The following is a 14,162-nucleotide window of genomic DNA, read 5'->3' on the forward strand; positions in this document are numbered from 1 at the left end:
GTTGGTTTACGCCGCGCATGGAGCGGGAAAGTCAAGTGCCTCTAACCACCGTGCTTATCGGGAAGCGATTGGCGCTTATGACCGTTCCCGGGGAACCTTTCGTTGCGTTTCAACAGCTTTGGCGGGAGTGCTGCCCGGTTCAAGACGGTTTGTTATTAGGTTATGCGAACGGCTACTTCGGCTATTTTCCCACGATTCGCGCGGCGGCGTATGGGGGGTATGGAGCGAGCGGGCCAACAGCTTGGATAGAAGTGGGAGCCGGTGAGAGGCTCGTGAATCAGGCCGTTATTCGCGTCTATGAGATGCTGGGGCAACTAACGCCAAGGCCATAAGAATGCGCAATATGGAACTCCAAGTCCAATGTGTTGTAGGAGGGGGCGCACAAACGGAGGTAGGTAAACCGACGAGTATGGCTATCTGGGGCGTTGATAATTCGTTAGGTAGGTGACACCGTTGAAGGCCTCGATGACAGGCAGGTAAGCCGTGGCTTCCGCGTTATATTTGGTGACGAGGGAAGCAGAAAATTGAACGGCCTCGGGTGATGCGCTGCTCAGAGATACGAGGCGCTGTTGATTGAGGAAATAGGCAACTATAGGCCGAGCCGTTAATCTTAGACGATAATCATAGTCCTGATAAACAACCACTTCGTTCGGAGTAAACCAGTAGTAGCCCATTGTCCAGGGGAACAGATTATTCTTGTAAATGGGGTGTGCGTGGAGGAGTAGCGTGTCAGGGGGGCTTTGGCCGCGCTTTCGATAAAGGCAAACCTGACCTATCAGCACGACACAACCTAGCAGCAAAGCTGCCAGTTTTACAAGAGGCGCGGGTTTTGGGAGTCGCATTGAATGTTGTTCCTCTCACTGAATTGTCAGGATTACATTTTGGAAGGCAACGGCAGATAGTAGAGCCACTTTTTATGGACAAAACAGACAGCCTTTCCATCGGGTGAGGGCAGTAGGTAGATAGGTTCAGTAATGTACCCAAAACATAAGTTACTTCCATCTGCTGGAACGACTCCGTGAGGGAAGTCCTCTGCTGAGATGGAATAGCTCATTATTACTGTTCCACTATCCGACACGATGCAGCCCAGATTTTGAAGCCTATTGCTGCCGGTTTGGGAGTACCAAAGAGTATAAACGGTGGCGAAGTGTATTATGTCCGTATCGGTTTTTATACCCAAACGTCGAAGCCACCTTTTGAAAAATCGTGGTAGGTTGAATTTATGGGTTTCTTCGTACACCCTATCGGTGCTGGTTAGGTAGAGACTGCCATTCGGTAGCGGGTAGCATTTATGAAGCTCCTGGTTTGGAGGCACCGGTAGACGAGGCATCACATCGGTTAGCTGCAGCACACAATGGTCTTTTGCGCTTCCGAAGACAACCTGGAATACTCCTTGTGGTTTTCTGATCACTTGAGTGGGTGACAGCGTTTGATTGCCATTACTCACATGCAAAAGCACAGGATAGTACACACCCGCAAGCGAGAAGTACCCCGACCGTATAGCTGATGATTTGCTGTATTTGATATAGTTGAGAATAGACCATTCTAAGACGGGCATTTCCGCTCGATACTGAGTACGATTTTTTAAGTTCATGTAATTAGCAAAATCCAGCGCTTCGGGCGAGGTGGCGTTCAGTTGAAGCACTCTCTTTTGTCTTAATAGATAGGCTCTGACAGGGGTGTCATTTTGGATATTGTAAACGACAATCTCGTTTGGAGAAAACCACAGGTAGGCCTCCTGTGGGAGGCCTGGATCGGGGATGGCAATCGGCATTAGCCGTTGGGCATGGAGGAGGAGGGTATTGGAGCCGTCCTGCGTGTTGTGCTGGCGAACGACAAGGATGCAGACGAATGGGATAACGAGGCCAAGAGCGATCAGGCCGAACACCCATGTTCGCTTGTTACCTGGAAATTTCGGGAATGTCATGGTTCTCCTCATTGTTGTGTTGTATGTTGTGGGTTAGTAGGTAGCGGGAGGTAATAAAGCCAGCCGTTATAGACGAAACTAACGGCATTGGCATCGGGCACCTCGCGAAGGTCTAGGGGATCGGTTCTACCGCTTAACAGTTTGCCTTTGGGAGGCAATTTGTTCACAACCAGCTGGCCTAATTTTAGCAGTTGCCCATTTTGCCGGGTATCCATCCACAAAACGACAAGAGTGTTCTGGGGCATGGGCAGTTTCGGAATCATTCGTTTGAGCCACATAAGAAAAGGCGGAGGGGGCAACGGCTGTGTCGTTAGGTAGACATCCGGTTGAGAAGTATCCGTTATGCAGCCGATCAGTGTCGTGCCGGGTGGCGTAGGGGCCTTGAGAGCTGGAGAGACAGAGGCACGTATGGTTATTCTGAGCGCACCGAAGTTCAATTGTACATTGTTCGGCAGCCAGTTTCCGAGGGATTGATAGAGAAGAAGATGGGCTTGCTCGTCTGCTGCTTGCACGGCGGTTCGTGCGAGGGCTGTGTCTAAGCTGGGGTCAAATAGGACACTATTCTGGGGCAGCAGAATGGTCTGATGGCTTTGCGTGTCGTAGAGGCGTATTGGCAGGGCGGCGTTGCCCGGATTGGCGGCTCTGCTTACCAAGATCACCGCCTGATGCGACGATTTCCAGACATATATCTCACCGTTTTCGGGATGAATAGGGGTTAGGCGACGAGCCTTTCTGAGCAGGGTGTTTGGGTCATTAAATGAGTGAGCAAGAACCGAAAAGGTGACAGCGCCGGCCACAAACGTCAACAAGATGACGCAAAGCCAAACACCGAGATAACTCTTGCGTTTGCGGAATGTCGTTTGGGCTATCCGTTCCATGAATAGGCTCCTACTCCTTTTTATTCAATAAAACGGTTTTATTCTCCTGCTTTACTTTTTACAGTGGGCAACGGTAGTAGGTAGACATGGCCTTTATAGTAGAAACTGATGGCGTTGCGACCGGGAACTTTGTAAAACATGCGCGGCCATGCCTCGTAGGGCGGATAAGGAACAATGAGGCTAATGGCAACGTTGCGTTTTGGTGGAGGGCCGGAGCGTAGCGGCAATGAGGAAGGGACTGATGGGATGACCGTTCCAAGCAGTACAGACCCTTTTTGATACGGTACACCTAGCCAGACGCTTATGACAGGCTTGGTGGGTGAAGAAGGTATCCAGCGCGGAAAGAGGCGATGCAGCCACACCAGAAAGATGGAGGAGGGGCGTGGGTGGTTGGTGAGATAGAATACTTGGTTAGAATTTCGGTCGCAAAAAACGGCAAAAATATTGGGGGTTGAGTTAATTTGCAGAGACCGCCCGCCCTCTTTCATAGGTCGGAGTTTAGGTGGATAGACAACGTCCGAAAGGGTTATGCTGACGGCCCCACGAACGGCTCTGTCGTAGAGGATGAAGGTGCGTTCGGCGAATTGAGGCACGATCTCTGTCATGAGGGCGTAGATGGCGTATGTGGGCATGAAGCTTGGGGGAAGGGTTACTGATGGCGAGGCGGGCAAGGCGTGCGTATTTGGCGGCGCAATGGGGAAGCGTTGAACAAGCCTACCATTCACGTAGACAGAGCCGATAAACTGTAGTGGATGAGGTATGGAATGGACGGTCAGCTCAAGTTTAGGGGTATAGATTTGCCCTGGTAAAGGCGTAAAAACTTTGCCGCTATCCACCATCAATACGCGCTGGGGTGCCAGGGTGCATTCCACTTTGGGGTGAGCGGTTGCTGCGCCTTCCACCCGAATGACACTTTTACAGACTACAAGTTCGTTTGGCGAGGCCCAGTAGTATTTTTCGCCTGGGTGGAGGGCGATCAGTTCGCGGGAGCGGTCAAGGAGAGTGCTTTTCTGGACACTTAGCCTCGACATGCCGTAGAGAAAAAGGGCTGACAGTCCGATGAGTAAAGCGATGCAGGAAAGAATAATCGCCCTACGTCGCCATCGCGCAATTGGCGAGCAACTCACTATCCCCGGCGTGTTGGCGGTTTTCGGGAAGGCATGACCAGACGTCCTAGAGACCATTTCTCGCTTGTTCCTCCAATGGCATCGTGTCTATATTGAGCTGCTTCTCTGCAGGAGCGGTAGAACCTATGGAGCACGAAGGGGCGTTCATGATAGGCTTACTCCTCATTTTTGCAAACGGTAGTGCATGACTTTCTTCTTGGTGCCCATAGAATTGCGAAGCGATAGTAGGTAGATGTGGCCTTGGTAGACAAAGCTCACAGCATTACGTTGGGGCACCTTCCAAAACATCTTAGGTGGGTTGTTAAAGGGTGGACTGGTCACCACACGCATTGGTAGCGTGGATGGGGCGGTTACCGGCGCTTGCGATGAGGTTGCGGGTAGTTGCCCTAGATAGAGGAGACTGGATTGAGAGGGCACGCCCATCCATACCCCGATGCTATGGTTTATAGGCGGCGACTTGAACCATTTCGGCAGAAGATGGTGCAACCATTCTAAGAAGGCCGATGACGGGTGATCCTCTGTAGTGAGATAGAAGTACTGATTGGAGCTATAGTCTATACAGGTTGCAAATATGCGGCTTAAACCTCCCATCCGCCTGAGAAAGCTCTGAGGATTGCGGCTGGGTACAGCGGCAAACGGGCGCCAAGCGTTCGCCTGGGTTGCTAGGCTAAGGAGGTTTCGAGTAGCCTCATCGTAGTTGTTGAAGGAGCCTGTGGCAAGCTCCTCGGAAAGAATAGTCCTCAATTGATAGAGAACAACGAACTGTAAGTTAGCGATAAGGCTTGTAGGCTGAAATCGGCCTGTGTAAGGGAACGCGAAGTAAAATGGAGGCGTGTTTACCTTTATACGTCGAAAAACTTTGTTGTTGATGAGGATACAGCCAAAAAAGGGTTGCGGAGGAGACGTGCCCGTGACCCGGGTGCCGGTTGAGGTGCGTTGATAGGTGAACTTGGGTCGAAAGCGCGATAACGGAACCGCTTCGAGTGTGAGGTTAGAGGCTGAGGGATGCTCGGGAACCGGCGGGGCGAACGTTTTGGAATCGAGATGAAAAACACGAACAGGCAGAAAGGTCTCACGTCCTGCTTGAAATGTATCTTGGCACATCACGAGTTCATTTGGGGAGGCCCAGTAATACACTTGACCGGCGGGAAGGAAAGCCAGTTGCTTGGCTTTTACAAGGAGACTTGGGTCGTTGGCGTGGGCTTTCCGCATCACCAGTATAAAGGAGCCAAGAAGGAGCACCATACCGAATGAGGCAAGCGCCCACAACAGGATTGGTTTCAGGGTAGATGAACGGGTCATCGTTGCAGCCCTTGTAAAGAACGCATCAGAAACCAGATTGCTTTGGTTGCTCTCTAGTCTTTCGTAAAAGCTTGTAAGGTACCGATACTAATGCTGGTAGCTTCTACACCTATAGATTTAGACGGAACAGATCGTAAAACGGCATCAAAATATTTCGCGGAAACGCTGCAGAGGGCAAGCCTCGTGGAGGCGTCCTTGACAAAAACGTGATGGAGTGGTATATTACGCCAAACTCTATGGGAATAACTTGGGGAAGCCGTTTTACGTCGCACCCGGCCGCAATGTCGGGTGAGGTTCGAAACGGAGGTTGCTAACATCAACAAAGACCTGCGTATTAACGAGCAGATTCTGCGCGGGCCTCGGGAAACGCGTGTGCGCGATGTGCGCGTGATAGACGAAAACGGCCAAGCGCTCGGAATCATGAATGTGCGAGACGCGCTCGCACTCGCCCAAGAAAAGGGCTTGGATTTGATCGAGGTAGCGCCTATGGCGCAGCCTCCCGTCTGCAGAATCGGCGACTACGGCCGCATTAAGTATGAGCAGACAAAGCGTGAACGGGAGCAACAGAGGAAGCAGCGACAGCAAGGCGAGGTAAAAGACGTTCGTATTGACCCTCGTTCGGGCATGATCAGCGACCATGATCTGCAGATCAAGGTCAAAAACATCGCCCGCTTTCTGCAAGAGGGCAATAAGGTGAAGGTCACCTTCCGTTTCATCGGGCGCGGCATCACGCGGCCGGAGCTGGGCAAACAGACCATGGAGCGGATCGTCCAGCAACTCGCCGATTGCGCCCAAGTGGAGCGGCCTCCGGTTTTAGAGGGCAAACAGCTTATTATGATCTTAAGCCCTAAAACGAGCGCTTGACAACCAAAATCGGGCGAACCTAAAACGCATGGACGGCGGTTTTAAAGAGCACCGCCTTGTACAAGGGACTATGAAGACGAAACTCAAGAGCAGGAAAACCGCTGTCAAGCGGTTCACAAAGACGGCTACCGGTAAACTGCTGCATGGTAAGACCGGTTTAAACCACCTTATGCGCAAGAAAGATGGCAGTCGCCGCCGGGCGCTTCTTGCCGGTGATGAGCTTTACAAGGGCGATCGCAAACGCATTAAGCGTTTGCTCGGCACGGCGCTTTAATGTGGCAACCGGCTGCCCTATCTAGCTAAAAAGAAAAGGAAGGAGTAGGTTTTATGCCGCGCGTTAAACGTGGCACGATCACTCATAAACGCCATAAAAAGATCATCGAGGCTGCCAAAGGCTACTGGGGCGCGAAACATCGCCTCTTCCGCCCCGCCAACGAGCAGGTTCTCAAGTCGGGCAACTACGCCTATCGGGATAGGCGTGCCCGCAAGCGCGATTTTCGACGCCTCTGGATCACGCGCATCAGCGCCGCCTGTCGAGCGGAAGGGCTGCAGTACTGCCGTTTCATTCAGGGGCTGCAACGTCTCGGCATCGCCCTTGATCGGAAGGTGCTGGCCGATATGGCCGTTCATGACCCGCAAGCGTTTTCACAGCTCGTTGCGCAGGCGACGAGCGCTCTTAACGCTGCAGGAGATGCCGCCTAATCGGGGTACCCTTTTGCCATTTCGTTAAAGCGCCTCGCCCTCTCCTGCGATTTCCAGAACCCCCAGCAGGAGGCGAGGCGTTTTCCTTGAGAGGTTCATCACGTGAGCGATCCAATTAGCCGATTAGTGGAAGAAGCGCGAGCGGCCATCGAGGCCGCACCGAACCTGGCCGAGCTGGAACAGGTCGAAACGCGCTATCTGGGCCGGAATAAAGGGCTAAACGAGTTGAGGCGCTCCATAGGGACGTTGCCTAAAGAGCAGCGACCTCTCTTTGGTGCCCGCATCAACGAGGCGGTTGAGACCCTTACGGCCCTGATTCGGGAGCGTCGCGCCGCTCTCATGGAGCAGGAGTTGCAGCAGCGCCTAAGCCATGAAACCCTAGACGTAACCCTCCCAGGCCGCGCATTGCCGATGGGGCGTCTGCATCCGCTTACCCAGACGGCCGAGCTGATACGCGAGACGCTGATTGGCATGGGCTACGAGTTTGTTGAGGGGCCCGAACTTGAGGACTACCACTATAATTTTGCCGTGCTCAACTATCCGGAGGACCATCCGGCCATGGATGAGCAGAACTCGTTTTTCATAACGGAGACCAAGCTGCTACGCACGCAGACCACCGCCATTCAGGGGCGTGTCATGGAGCGGCGCCATCCGCCTTTTCGTATCGCCACCATTGGCCGCTGCTTTCGCTATGAGGCTGTGGATGCGACGCATCACCACACATTTCATCAGGTAGATGTGTTCATGGTGGACGAAGGAATGAGCATGGCCGACCTAAAAGGTACTCTCGGCACCTTTGCTCGCGCTATGTTTGGGCCTAATACGCAGGTGCGCTTTCGCCCCGATTTCTTCCCGTTCGTTGAGCCAGGGGTGGACTACGCAATCTCTTGGCGCATGCCCGACGGGAACGTGCGTTGGCTTGAAATAGGAGGGGCCGGCATGATCCATCCCAACATTCTCCGTGCCTACGGCATAGATACCGAGCGCTTCACAGGGTTTGCCTTTGGGCTGGGTGTCGAGCGCATCCACATGCTGCGAACTGGGGTGGATGATTTGCGGCTCTATTTGGAAAACGATCTTCGATTTTTGCAGCAGTTTTAGTCGAGGGAGCAGGATATGCGTGCGCCTTTAGAGTGGCTGAAGGATTTTGTGGAGATCAAAGAGAGCGCCGAAGCGTTGGCGACTCGCCTTACAATGGGCGGGCTGGAGGTGGAAGAGGTGCAGTTGGAGCCTACCGCCGAAAGCCCTCTGGCTCCCGTTTTAGACCTCTACGTCACGCCCAACCGCGGAGATTGTCTCTCGATGGTGGGTGTAGCACGAGAGATCGCCGCACTTACCGATCTCCCTCTCACCCTGCCCGCCATTCCCGCATCGGAAATCGGTGGAGAGGCCGCTCGACAAACGTCGGTAAGGATTGAGGCGCCGGACCTCTGCCCGCGCTATGCCGCCCGAATCGTGAGGGGCGTGTGTATTGGCCCCTCCCCCCAATGGATGCAGGAGCGACTGCGTGCTGCCGGACAGCGCCCTATCAATAACGTGGTGGATGTGACTAACTATGTGATGCTTGAGTTAGGACAGCCGCTGCATGCCTTCGATCTCAAGAAGCTTCATGGAGAGTGCATTGTTGTGCGGCGAGCGAAAGCGGGAGAGACGATCACGACCCTCGACGGGGAGGAGCGCACATTGACTCCCGATATTCTGGTGATCGCCGATGCCGAGCGACCGGTGGCGGTTGCCGGTGTGATGGGCGGAGCCAATTCGGAAGTGAGTGAAACTACCACAGATATTCTATTGGAATCGGCCCATTTTCACCCTCTAGCCGTGCGTCGCGCGTGTCGGCAGCTGAACCTTCGCACCGAAGCCTCCTATCGTTTTGAGCGCATTGTAGACCCTAACGGGGTGATCCGCGCTCTCGATAGAGCCTGTCAGTTGCTCGCCGAGATCGGCCAGCCGGAGGCTGTTTCGGGGGTTGTGGACATCTATCCGCTCCCTATTCAACCGCTCCGATTGACCTTACGGGTTGCACGCGCTGCGCTGCTGCTTGGTGTGCCGGTATCGGCCGAAATCTGTTTGAACTGTTTGCGCCGACTTGGTCTCAATGCCACACTTCAAGGGGATGCGGAGACACTGCAGGTGGAAGTTCCCACGTTTCGGCCCGATCTGAAACTGGAGGAAGACCTTATCGAGGAGGTCGGGCGCATTCATGGCTATGAAGCCATCCCTGAGCGCTTGCCTGTTGGAACCACCACGTTAGGTGGAGATAGCAATGAGAGTAAGTTGCTACGTCGTATCCGGACGGCCTTGGTGGCCTGCGGGCTACAGGAGGTGGTAAACCATAGCCTCTCCGGCCCTTCACCCCTCGATGCACCGGACGACGCCACGAGACGAGTGCAGGTACGTAACGCACTCTCTTCGGAGGTAAGCCTGTTACGACGCTCTCTGTTGCCCCTATTAGTGGAGACGGCCCGTCGCAACCTGGCGCGTGGCCAGTCCAATCTCGCGTTTTTTGAGGTAGGGCGTGTTTGGCAATGGGAAGAGACGACGGAAGGAGCCCCGGAGCCAAAGGAGTATCTGGCCGTTGGAGGGTTGTTATATGGTGCCCTGCGCTCGCCGGATTGGACGCACCATGGCAAACGAGAGCCGGCCGATTTTTACCTCCTGCGCGGGATTGTGGAGCAACTCCTGCGGTCGCTGCGCATAGATCAAGCCGCCTTCCTTCCCCTTGAGCAGCCGGAGCGCTTTCCGCAGTTTCATCCTGGCCGCACGGCTCTCCTTCGGCTGGGCGAGACGCCTCACGCCGATGGTATTCTTGGAGAGCTTCACCCGCGACTTGCCCAGGAGCTGGAGCTTCGCGAACGTCTTTATCTATTTGAACTCAACGTGGAAGCCTTACAGGCAGCTCTGCCCAAAGAGGAGGAGCGCTATCATCCACCTTCGCGCTTCCCGGCGGTCGTGCGCGATCTAGCACCTCGTTTGCCTCTCCAGGTGGCCTATGGGGAGGTGGAGGAGGCGCTGAAAACGTTGCAGGTGCCCATTCTAGAGGCGTTTCGGCTAACCGATGTCTTTACAGGCCCACCGTTGCCGGAAGGATGGAAAAGTCTGACCCTTTCGTTTACGTTTCGCTCTGGGACGGGCACGCTAACAGAGGCTGAAGTGAACACGGCGGTAGAACGTATCCGGCACGTATTGGAGGAGCGTTGTGGCGCCCTCTTTCCTGCATAGCGCGCACCACCCATGCTTGTTCTTGATTTTCTGTGCGTTAGGTTGTATACTCGTCATGATGTCCCCAAATTTGCAAGGAGGAAGGTTCAACGCATGATGTTGCCTTTCCAAGTGGAGCGATAGTTCCCTATGGCGATACTTGGGTTTGAGATAGAGGAGATCGCCCGTATCGTGGCGCTCGTGGAGTCGCGCGGTTTAGCCGAGCTGGTGATTGAAGAGGAGGGGCGCTACCTGCGGGTAAGAGGGCCTTTCGCAGAGCAGACGAAAGTTCCCGCCGCTTTGGTAAACACCCCGATGATCGCGGCGCCCGATCCGGCGAAGCCGCAAGCGGTTTCTCCGGCTCCGACAAAGCGGGCGGAACGTCGCGTCGCCGCGACCGAGGAGGTGCCGGGACAGGTTCGTCTTACCTCACCGATGGTGGGGGTTTTTTATCGTTCGGAAAAGCCCGGGGCACCCCCTCTTGTCAATGTGGGCGATCGGGTGGAGGTGGGCCAAACGGTTGGCGTGCTGGAAGCTATGAAGGTCTTTTCAGAATTTAAATCGGAATATGCGGGGGTTGTGGTGGCCATTCTAGTGGAGGATGGTCGGCTAGTAGAGGCCGGCACGCCGCTCATGGTGATTCAGACCGATAACTAATACAAAAAAGAAGGCTCTAAGGAGTGAGGATGCATCCCTTCCAGAAGGAGAAAATCAGTATTGGGCTGCTAGGGCTGGGTGTGGTGGGTTCCGGTACCCTATCCCTTCTGCAGCGTAATCGTCATGCCATTGAACGAAAAATCGGCTTGCCTCTTGAGGTGCGTCGGATTGCCGTACGCGACAAGAGCCGCCCCAGAGCGGTGAAAGTGGATGCAGCCCTGCTGACGGATAATGCCTACGAGGTGATTGATGACCCAGAGATAGACATCATCTGTGAGTTGATCGGGGGGGTTGAACCGGCTCGCGAGTATGTGTTGCGAGCGCTGCAGAGGGGCAAGCAGGTGGTAACGGCCAACAAAGAGATGATCGCCCGCGTCGGCCATGAACTCATGGAGGAGGCCGCACGGCGCAACCTTGACTTTCAGTTTGAGGGGAGCGTAGCCGGAGGGATTCCGATCATCCAGCCGATGAAAAACAGTTTGGCGGGTAACCGAATCGAAGAGGTGATGGGGATCATCAACGGCACGACGAACTATATTCTCACGGCGATGGCAGAGGAAAAGACCGATTTGAACACGGCTTTGAAAGAGGCACAATCGCTCGGTTATGCCGAGGCCGACCCCACGAACGACATCGCCGGCCATGATGCACGCTATAAAATCGCCATTTTGGCCTCCATCGCCTTTATGAGCCGCGTTAACGTGGAGGACGTTTATGTGGAGGGCATCGAGCATATAGAAGCTGCTGACATCGCCTATGCCGAAGAGCTTGGCTACACCATCAAGTTGCTCGGCATCGCTCGGCGCGTCGGTGAAGACCGCATGCAGGTGCGTGTACACCCCACGCTCTTGGCGAAAAACCATCCTTTGGCCAGCGTCCATGATGTGTACAACGCGGTTTTCGTGCGGGGCGATTCTGTTGGGGACGTGATGTTTTATGGCAGAGGGGCCGGCGCGGGGCCCACAGGCAGTGCCGTCGTAGGCGATATCATAGATACTTGTCGTAACCTGCGCTTTGGTGCTACTGGACGTGTGGGCTGCACCTGTTTTGAGCGACGCACGATACTGCCCATAGATGAGGTGGAGACGCGCCACTATATCCGTATGGTGGTGCATGATCGCCCGGGTGTGCTGGCGGCTATCTCGAAAGTGTTTGGCGACTACGACATCAACATCGAGGCGATGATCCAAAAAACCATCAAGGGGAAACAGACCGATATCGTGTGGGTGATGCACGAGTCGCCTTGCAGGGCCATTCGGGAAGCGCTCGATATCATTCGGCATCTGCCGGTGGTTGTAGAGGTTTCTAACTGGATTCGGGTAGAGGAGTGGAGCGACCAATAGAGACCTGTTTCCCTGAGAGTATGCAGAGCTGCATCTAATTTCAGCTAAAGGAGAAAGGGTAGAATGCCGGCATCGCAAAACGGTTTAGAGAGTTCATCGGAGCGACCAACGGCCTCCTATGAACTGCGGATACTCGACCCGAAGCGCATAAAGCTTTTCCGGACCGGAGGCGTAACCCGCCTCACACTGCAGGATGAGTGCACCTATCTGCGCATCATCGCCGCTCGCGCTTTCCCTCTCTCCGACCCCGACCACTATATCGGCTTTTTGGACGGGGCCGGGAAGGATATTGGCATTTTGGTTGACCCATCCCACTTAGACCCCGAATCGCGCCAAATTTTGGATGAAGAGTTAGAGAAGCGCTACTTTGTGCCCGTTGTGGAGCGTGTTATCTCGGTAAAAGAAGAGTACGGGGCCGTCTATTGGCGTGTGGAGACCGACCGTGGCGAAAAGGAGTTTATCGTTCGTAATCTGCGCGATAACATTCAGGAGCTGTCTTCCACGCGCCTCTTAATTACGGACGTGGATGGCAACCGGTTTGAATTCCCCGACATCAACCGCCTCGACGCGAAGAGTTTAGGCATCATCATGCGCAACCTGTAGGTTGCATTCTTAGGAGGAACTGTTGAGTCTGCAAGGCGAAGAGGCCTTTCCTCTGGAGCCGGTCTCTGAACCCGCGGAAGCTTCCATCGAAACGCATTTGGTGGCGCGACCGGCTCAAAGTGGGCGTGAAGTGCACACGGTGGTCTGGCAACTGGCCTGGCCTGCCGTGGCCACAATGCTTTTGCAGACGTTCAACGGCCTCATGGACACGCTCTTCGTGGGGCATTTGCCCTACGCGGCCCAAGCGCTGGCTGCAACCGGCGTTGGAGGCCAGGTTATCTTTCTGCTGATCTCGTTGGCGATGGGCGTTTCCGTAGGTTCGACGGCTTTGGTTGCCCGTTTCGTGGGGGCGAGGGAACGCGAGGCGGCAGCACAGGCATCGGGACAATCGTTGACTCTTGGCTTGTCCATGGGGCTGTTTTTCGGTTTGCTTTTCTTTGCTTTTCGTGGCGTTATGGCCCATCTTTTATTAGGGGGCGAAGGCGATGTATTGTCGGCGAGGCTCTGTGAGCAGTTTCTCCATGTCGCCTTGCTGGCCACGCCATGCATCTTTCTCCTCAATGCGCTCATGGGCGTTTTTCGGGGGCTTGGCGACACGCGAACGCCTTTGCGTATTCAGTGGGTTATGATCGCCATTCACATGAGTTTCGACTGGCTGCTCATCTACGGGCATGTGGGCCTACCGAAATTGGGTATCTACAGTGCGGGCACGGCTCTGGCCAGCTCGATTACGGTGGGCACGGTGCTCTATCTTTTGGCGTTGGGCAGGCCTACCGGTTTGCCGGATGCCTATCGCTTCGAGCATCTCTTGCCCGATTCTCGCTGGTGGCTACGAATTCTACGGGTGGGAATACCCGCTTCGGTTAACGCAGTGATCCGACAGTTGGGGATGATGTCGTTTACAGGGATGCTGGCGCGGGCAGCTACGGCGAGCGCCGGCATCGCCGCACTCAATATCGGGGTAAGAGCGGAAGCCATCGCGTTCATGCCAGGGGTGGGTTACAGTGTTGCAGCCCAAGCGCTGGTTGGGCAAAGCTTGGGAGCGGGCGACTCCAAACGCGCGGAGCGTTTCGCCTACGCGGCCATGTGGCAGGGAGTGGGCATCATGACGATGATGGCCGCCATTTTCTATCTTTGCGCCCGTTCCTTTGCTGGGCTTTTTACCGGTGATGCGAGTGTGATCGCGTTGGGAAGTGACTATCTGCGAGTCAATGCCTTCAGCGAGCCTTTTTTGGCGCTTGCCATGGTGTTGACAGGGGGGCTGCAGGGGGCGGGTGACACCATGCGACCCACTCTTATTACCATCCTTACCATGTGGTTTATTCGTTTGCCTCTGGCCTGGTGGCTCATTTTCCCGCTAGGCTTGCAGACCCATGGGGCATGGCTCTCTATGGCAGCAAGCACCATCCTCACCGGGCTGTTGATGCTCGCACTGTTTCGTTGCGGCAGTTGGAAAAAGATCACCGTCTAGGCCTGCCAGATTGTTTTCTTATCTCAATTGGCTCGGCTGCTTTGTTGAACCCCTTCCTGGTGCCTGCTCGAGCCGTAGCCGAGAGGT

General features: G+C 54.8%; 14 protein-coding genes and 1 pseudogene. 10 read left to right on the forward strand and 5 right to left on the reverse strand.

Annotation, left to right across the window (positions count from 1 at the left end):
* Window positions 1–332, forward strand: a pseudogene (locus VKV18_RS11425) (hypothetical protein); the annotation flags it as partial.
* An 81-nt stretch (window positions 333–413) separates the two neighbouring features.
* On the opposite strand, the gene VKV18_RS11430 reads toward VKV18_RS11425, so the two are convergent.
* The 5 genes from VKV18_RS11430 to VKV18_RS11450 form a co-directional block, all read right to left on the reverse strand.
* Window positions 414–842: a hypothetical protein gene (locus tag VKV18_RS11430; protein ID WP_324204333.1), complete on the reverse strand. Its 429-nt coding sequence runs from the start codon at window positions 840–842 to the stop codon at window positions 414–416.
* Window positions 843–874: 32 nt separating this feature from the next.
* Complete coding sequence (locus VKV18_RS11435; RefSeq protein ID WP_324204334.1) at window positions 875–1,927, reverse strand: hypothetical protein; 1,053 nt, start codon at window positions 1,925–1,927, stop codon at window positions 875–877.
* A gap of 8 nt (window positions 1,928–1,935) precedes the next feature.
* Window positions 1,936–2,805, reverse strand: coding sequence for a hypothetical protein (locus VKV18_RS11440; RefSeq protein ID WP_324204335.1), 870 nt, complete (start codon window positions 2,803–2,805; stop codon window positions 1,936–1,938).
* A gap of 38 nt (window positions 2,806–2,843) precedes the next feature.
* On the reverse strand, window positions 2,844–3,989 hold the full coding sequence (locus VKV18_RS11445; RefSeq protein ID WP_324204336.1) for a hypothetical protein: 1,146 nt from the start codon (window positions 3,987–3,989) through the stop codon (window positions 2,844–2,846).
* Between the two features lie 105 nt (window positions 3,990–4,094).
* Window positions 4,095–5,234, reverse strand: a complete 1,140-nt coding sequence (locus tag VKV18_RS11450) for a hypothetical protein (RefSeq protein ID WP_324204337.1) — start codon at window positions 5,232–5,234, stop codon at window positions 4,095–4,097.
* A 288-nt stretch (window positions 5,235–5,522) separates the two neighbouring features.
* On the opposite strand from VKV18_RS11450, the gene infC reads away from it, so the two are divergent.
* From infC to VKV18_RS11495, 9 genes are all read left to right on the forward strand, one after another.
* Entirely contained in the window at window positions 5,523–6,098 is a 576-nt protein-coding gene (gene infC, locus VKV18_RS11455) for a translation initiation factor IF-3 (protein WP_324204338.1), read from the forward strand.
* Window positions 6,099–6,168: 70 nt separating this feature from the next.
* Window positions 6,169–6,372, forward strand: a complete 204-nt coding sequence (rpmI, locus tag VKV18_RS11460) for a 50S ribosomal protein L35 (RefSeq protein ID WP_324201135.1) — start codon at window positions 6,169–6,171, stop codon at window positions 6,370–6,372.
* Between the two features lie 53 nt (window positions 6,373–6,425).
* Complete coding sequence (gene rplT, locus VKV18_RS11465) at window positions 6,426–6,800, forward strand: 50S ribosomal protein L20 (RefSeq protein ID WP_324201134.1); 375 nt, start codon at window positions 6,426–6,428, stop codon at window positions 6,798–6,800.
* A 102-nt stretch (window positions 6,801–6,902) separates the two neighbouring features.
* On the forward strand, window positions 6,903–7,901 hold the full coding sequence (gene pheS / locus VKV18_RS11470; protein WP_324204339.1) for a phenylalanine--tRNA ligase subunit alpha: 999 nt from the start codon (window positions 6,903–6,905) through the stop codon (window positions 7,899–7,901).
* 15 nt (window positions 7,902–7,916) lie between these two features.
* On the forward strand, window positions 7,917–10,022 hold the full coding sequence (gene pheT, locus VKV18_RS11475) for a phenylalanine--tRNA ligase subunit beta (RefSeq protein ID WP_324204340.1): 2,106 nt from the start codon (window positions 7,917–7,919) through the stop codon (window positions 10,020–10,022).
* Between the two features lie 129 nt (window positions 10,023–10,151).
* Window positions 10,152–10,658, forward strand: a complete 507-nt coding sequence (accB, locus tag VKV18_RS11480) for an acetyl-CoA carboxylase biotin carboxyl carrier protein (RefSeq protein ID WP_324204341.1) — start codon at window positions 10,152–10,154, stop codon at window positions 10,656–10,658.
* A gap of 29 nt (window positions 10,659–10,687) precedes the next feature.
* Window positions 10,688–12,001 (forward strand): homoserine dehydrogenase, encoded by a 1,314-nt coding sequence (locus VKV18_RS11485; RefSeq protein WP_324204342.1) that lies wholly within the window; start codon window positions 10,688–10,690, stop codon window positions 11,999–12,001.
* Between the two features lie 63 nt (window positions 12,002–12,064).
* Complete coding sequence (locus VKV18_RS11490; protein WP_324204343.1) at window positions 12,065–12,604, forward strand: DUF1854 domain-containing protein; 540 nt, start codon at window positions 12,065–12,067, stop codon at window positions 12,602–12,604.
* A 22-nt stretch (window positions 12,605–12,626) separates the two neighbouring features.
* Window positions 12,627–14,075: an MATE family efflux transporter gene (locus VKV18_RS11495; protein WP_324204344.1), complete on the forward strand. Its 1,449-nt coding sequence runs from the start codon at window positions 12,627–12,629 to the stop codon at window positions 14,073–14,075.
* Window positions 14,076–14,162 lie beyond the last annotated feature (87 nt).

The organism is Chthonomonas sp., from assembly GCF_035294505.1.
GTDB lineage: Bacteria > Armatimonadota > Chthonomonadetes > Chthonomonadales > Chthonomonadaceae > Chthonomonas.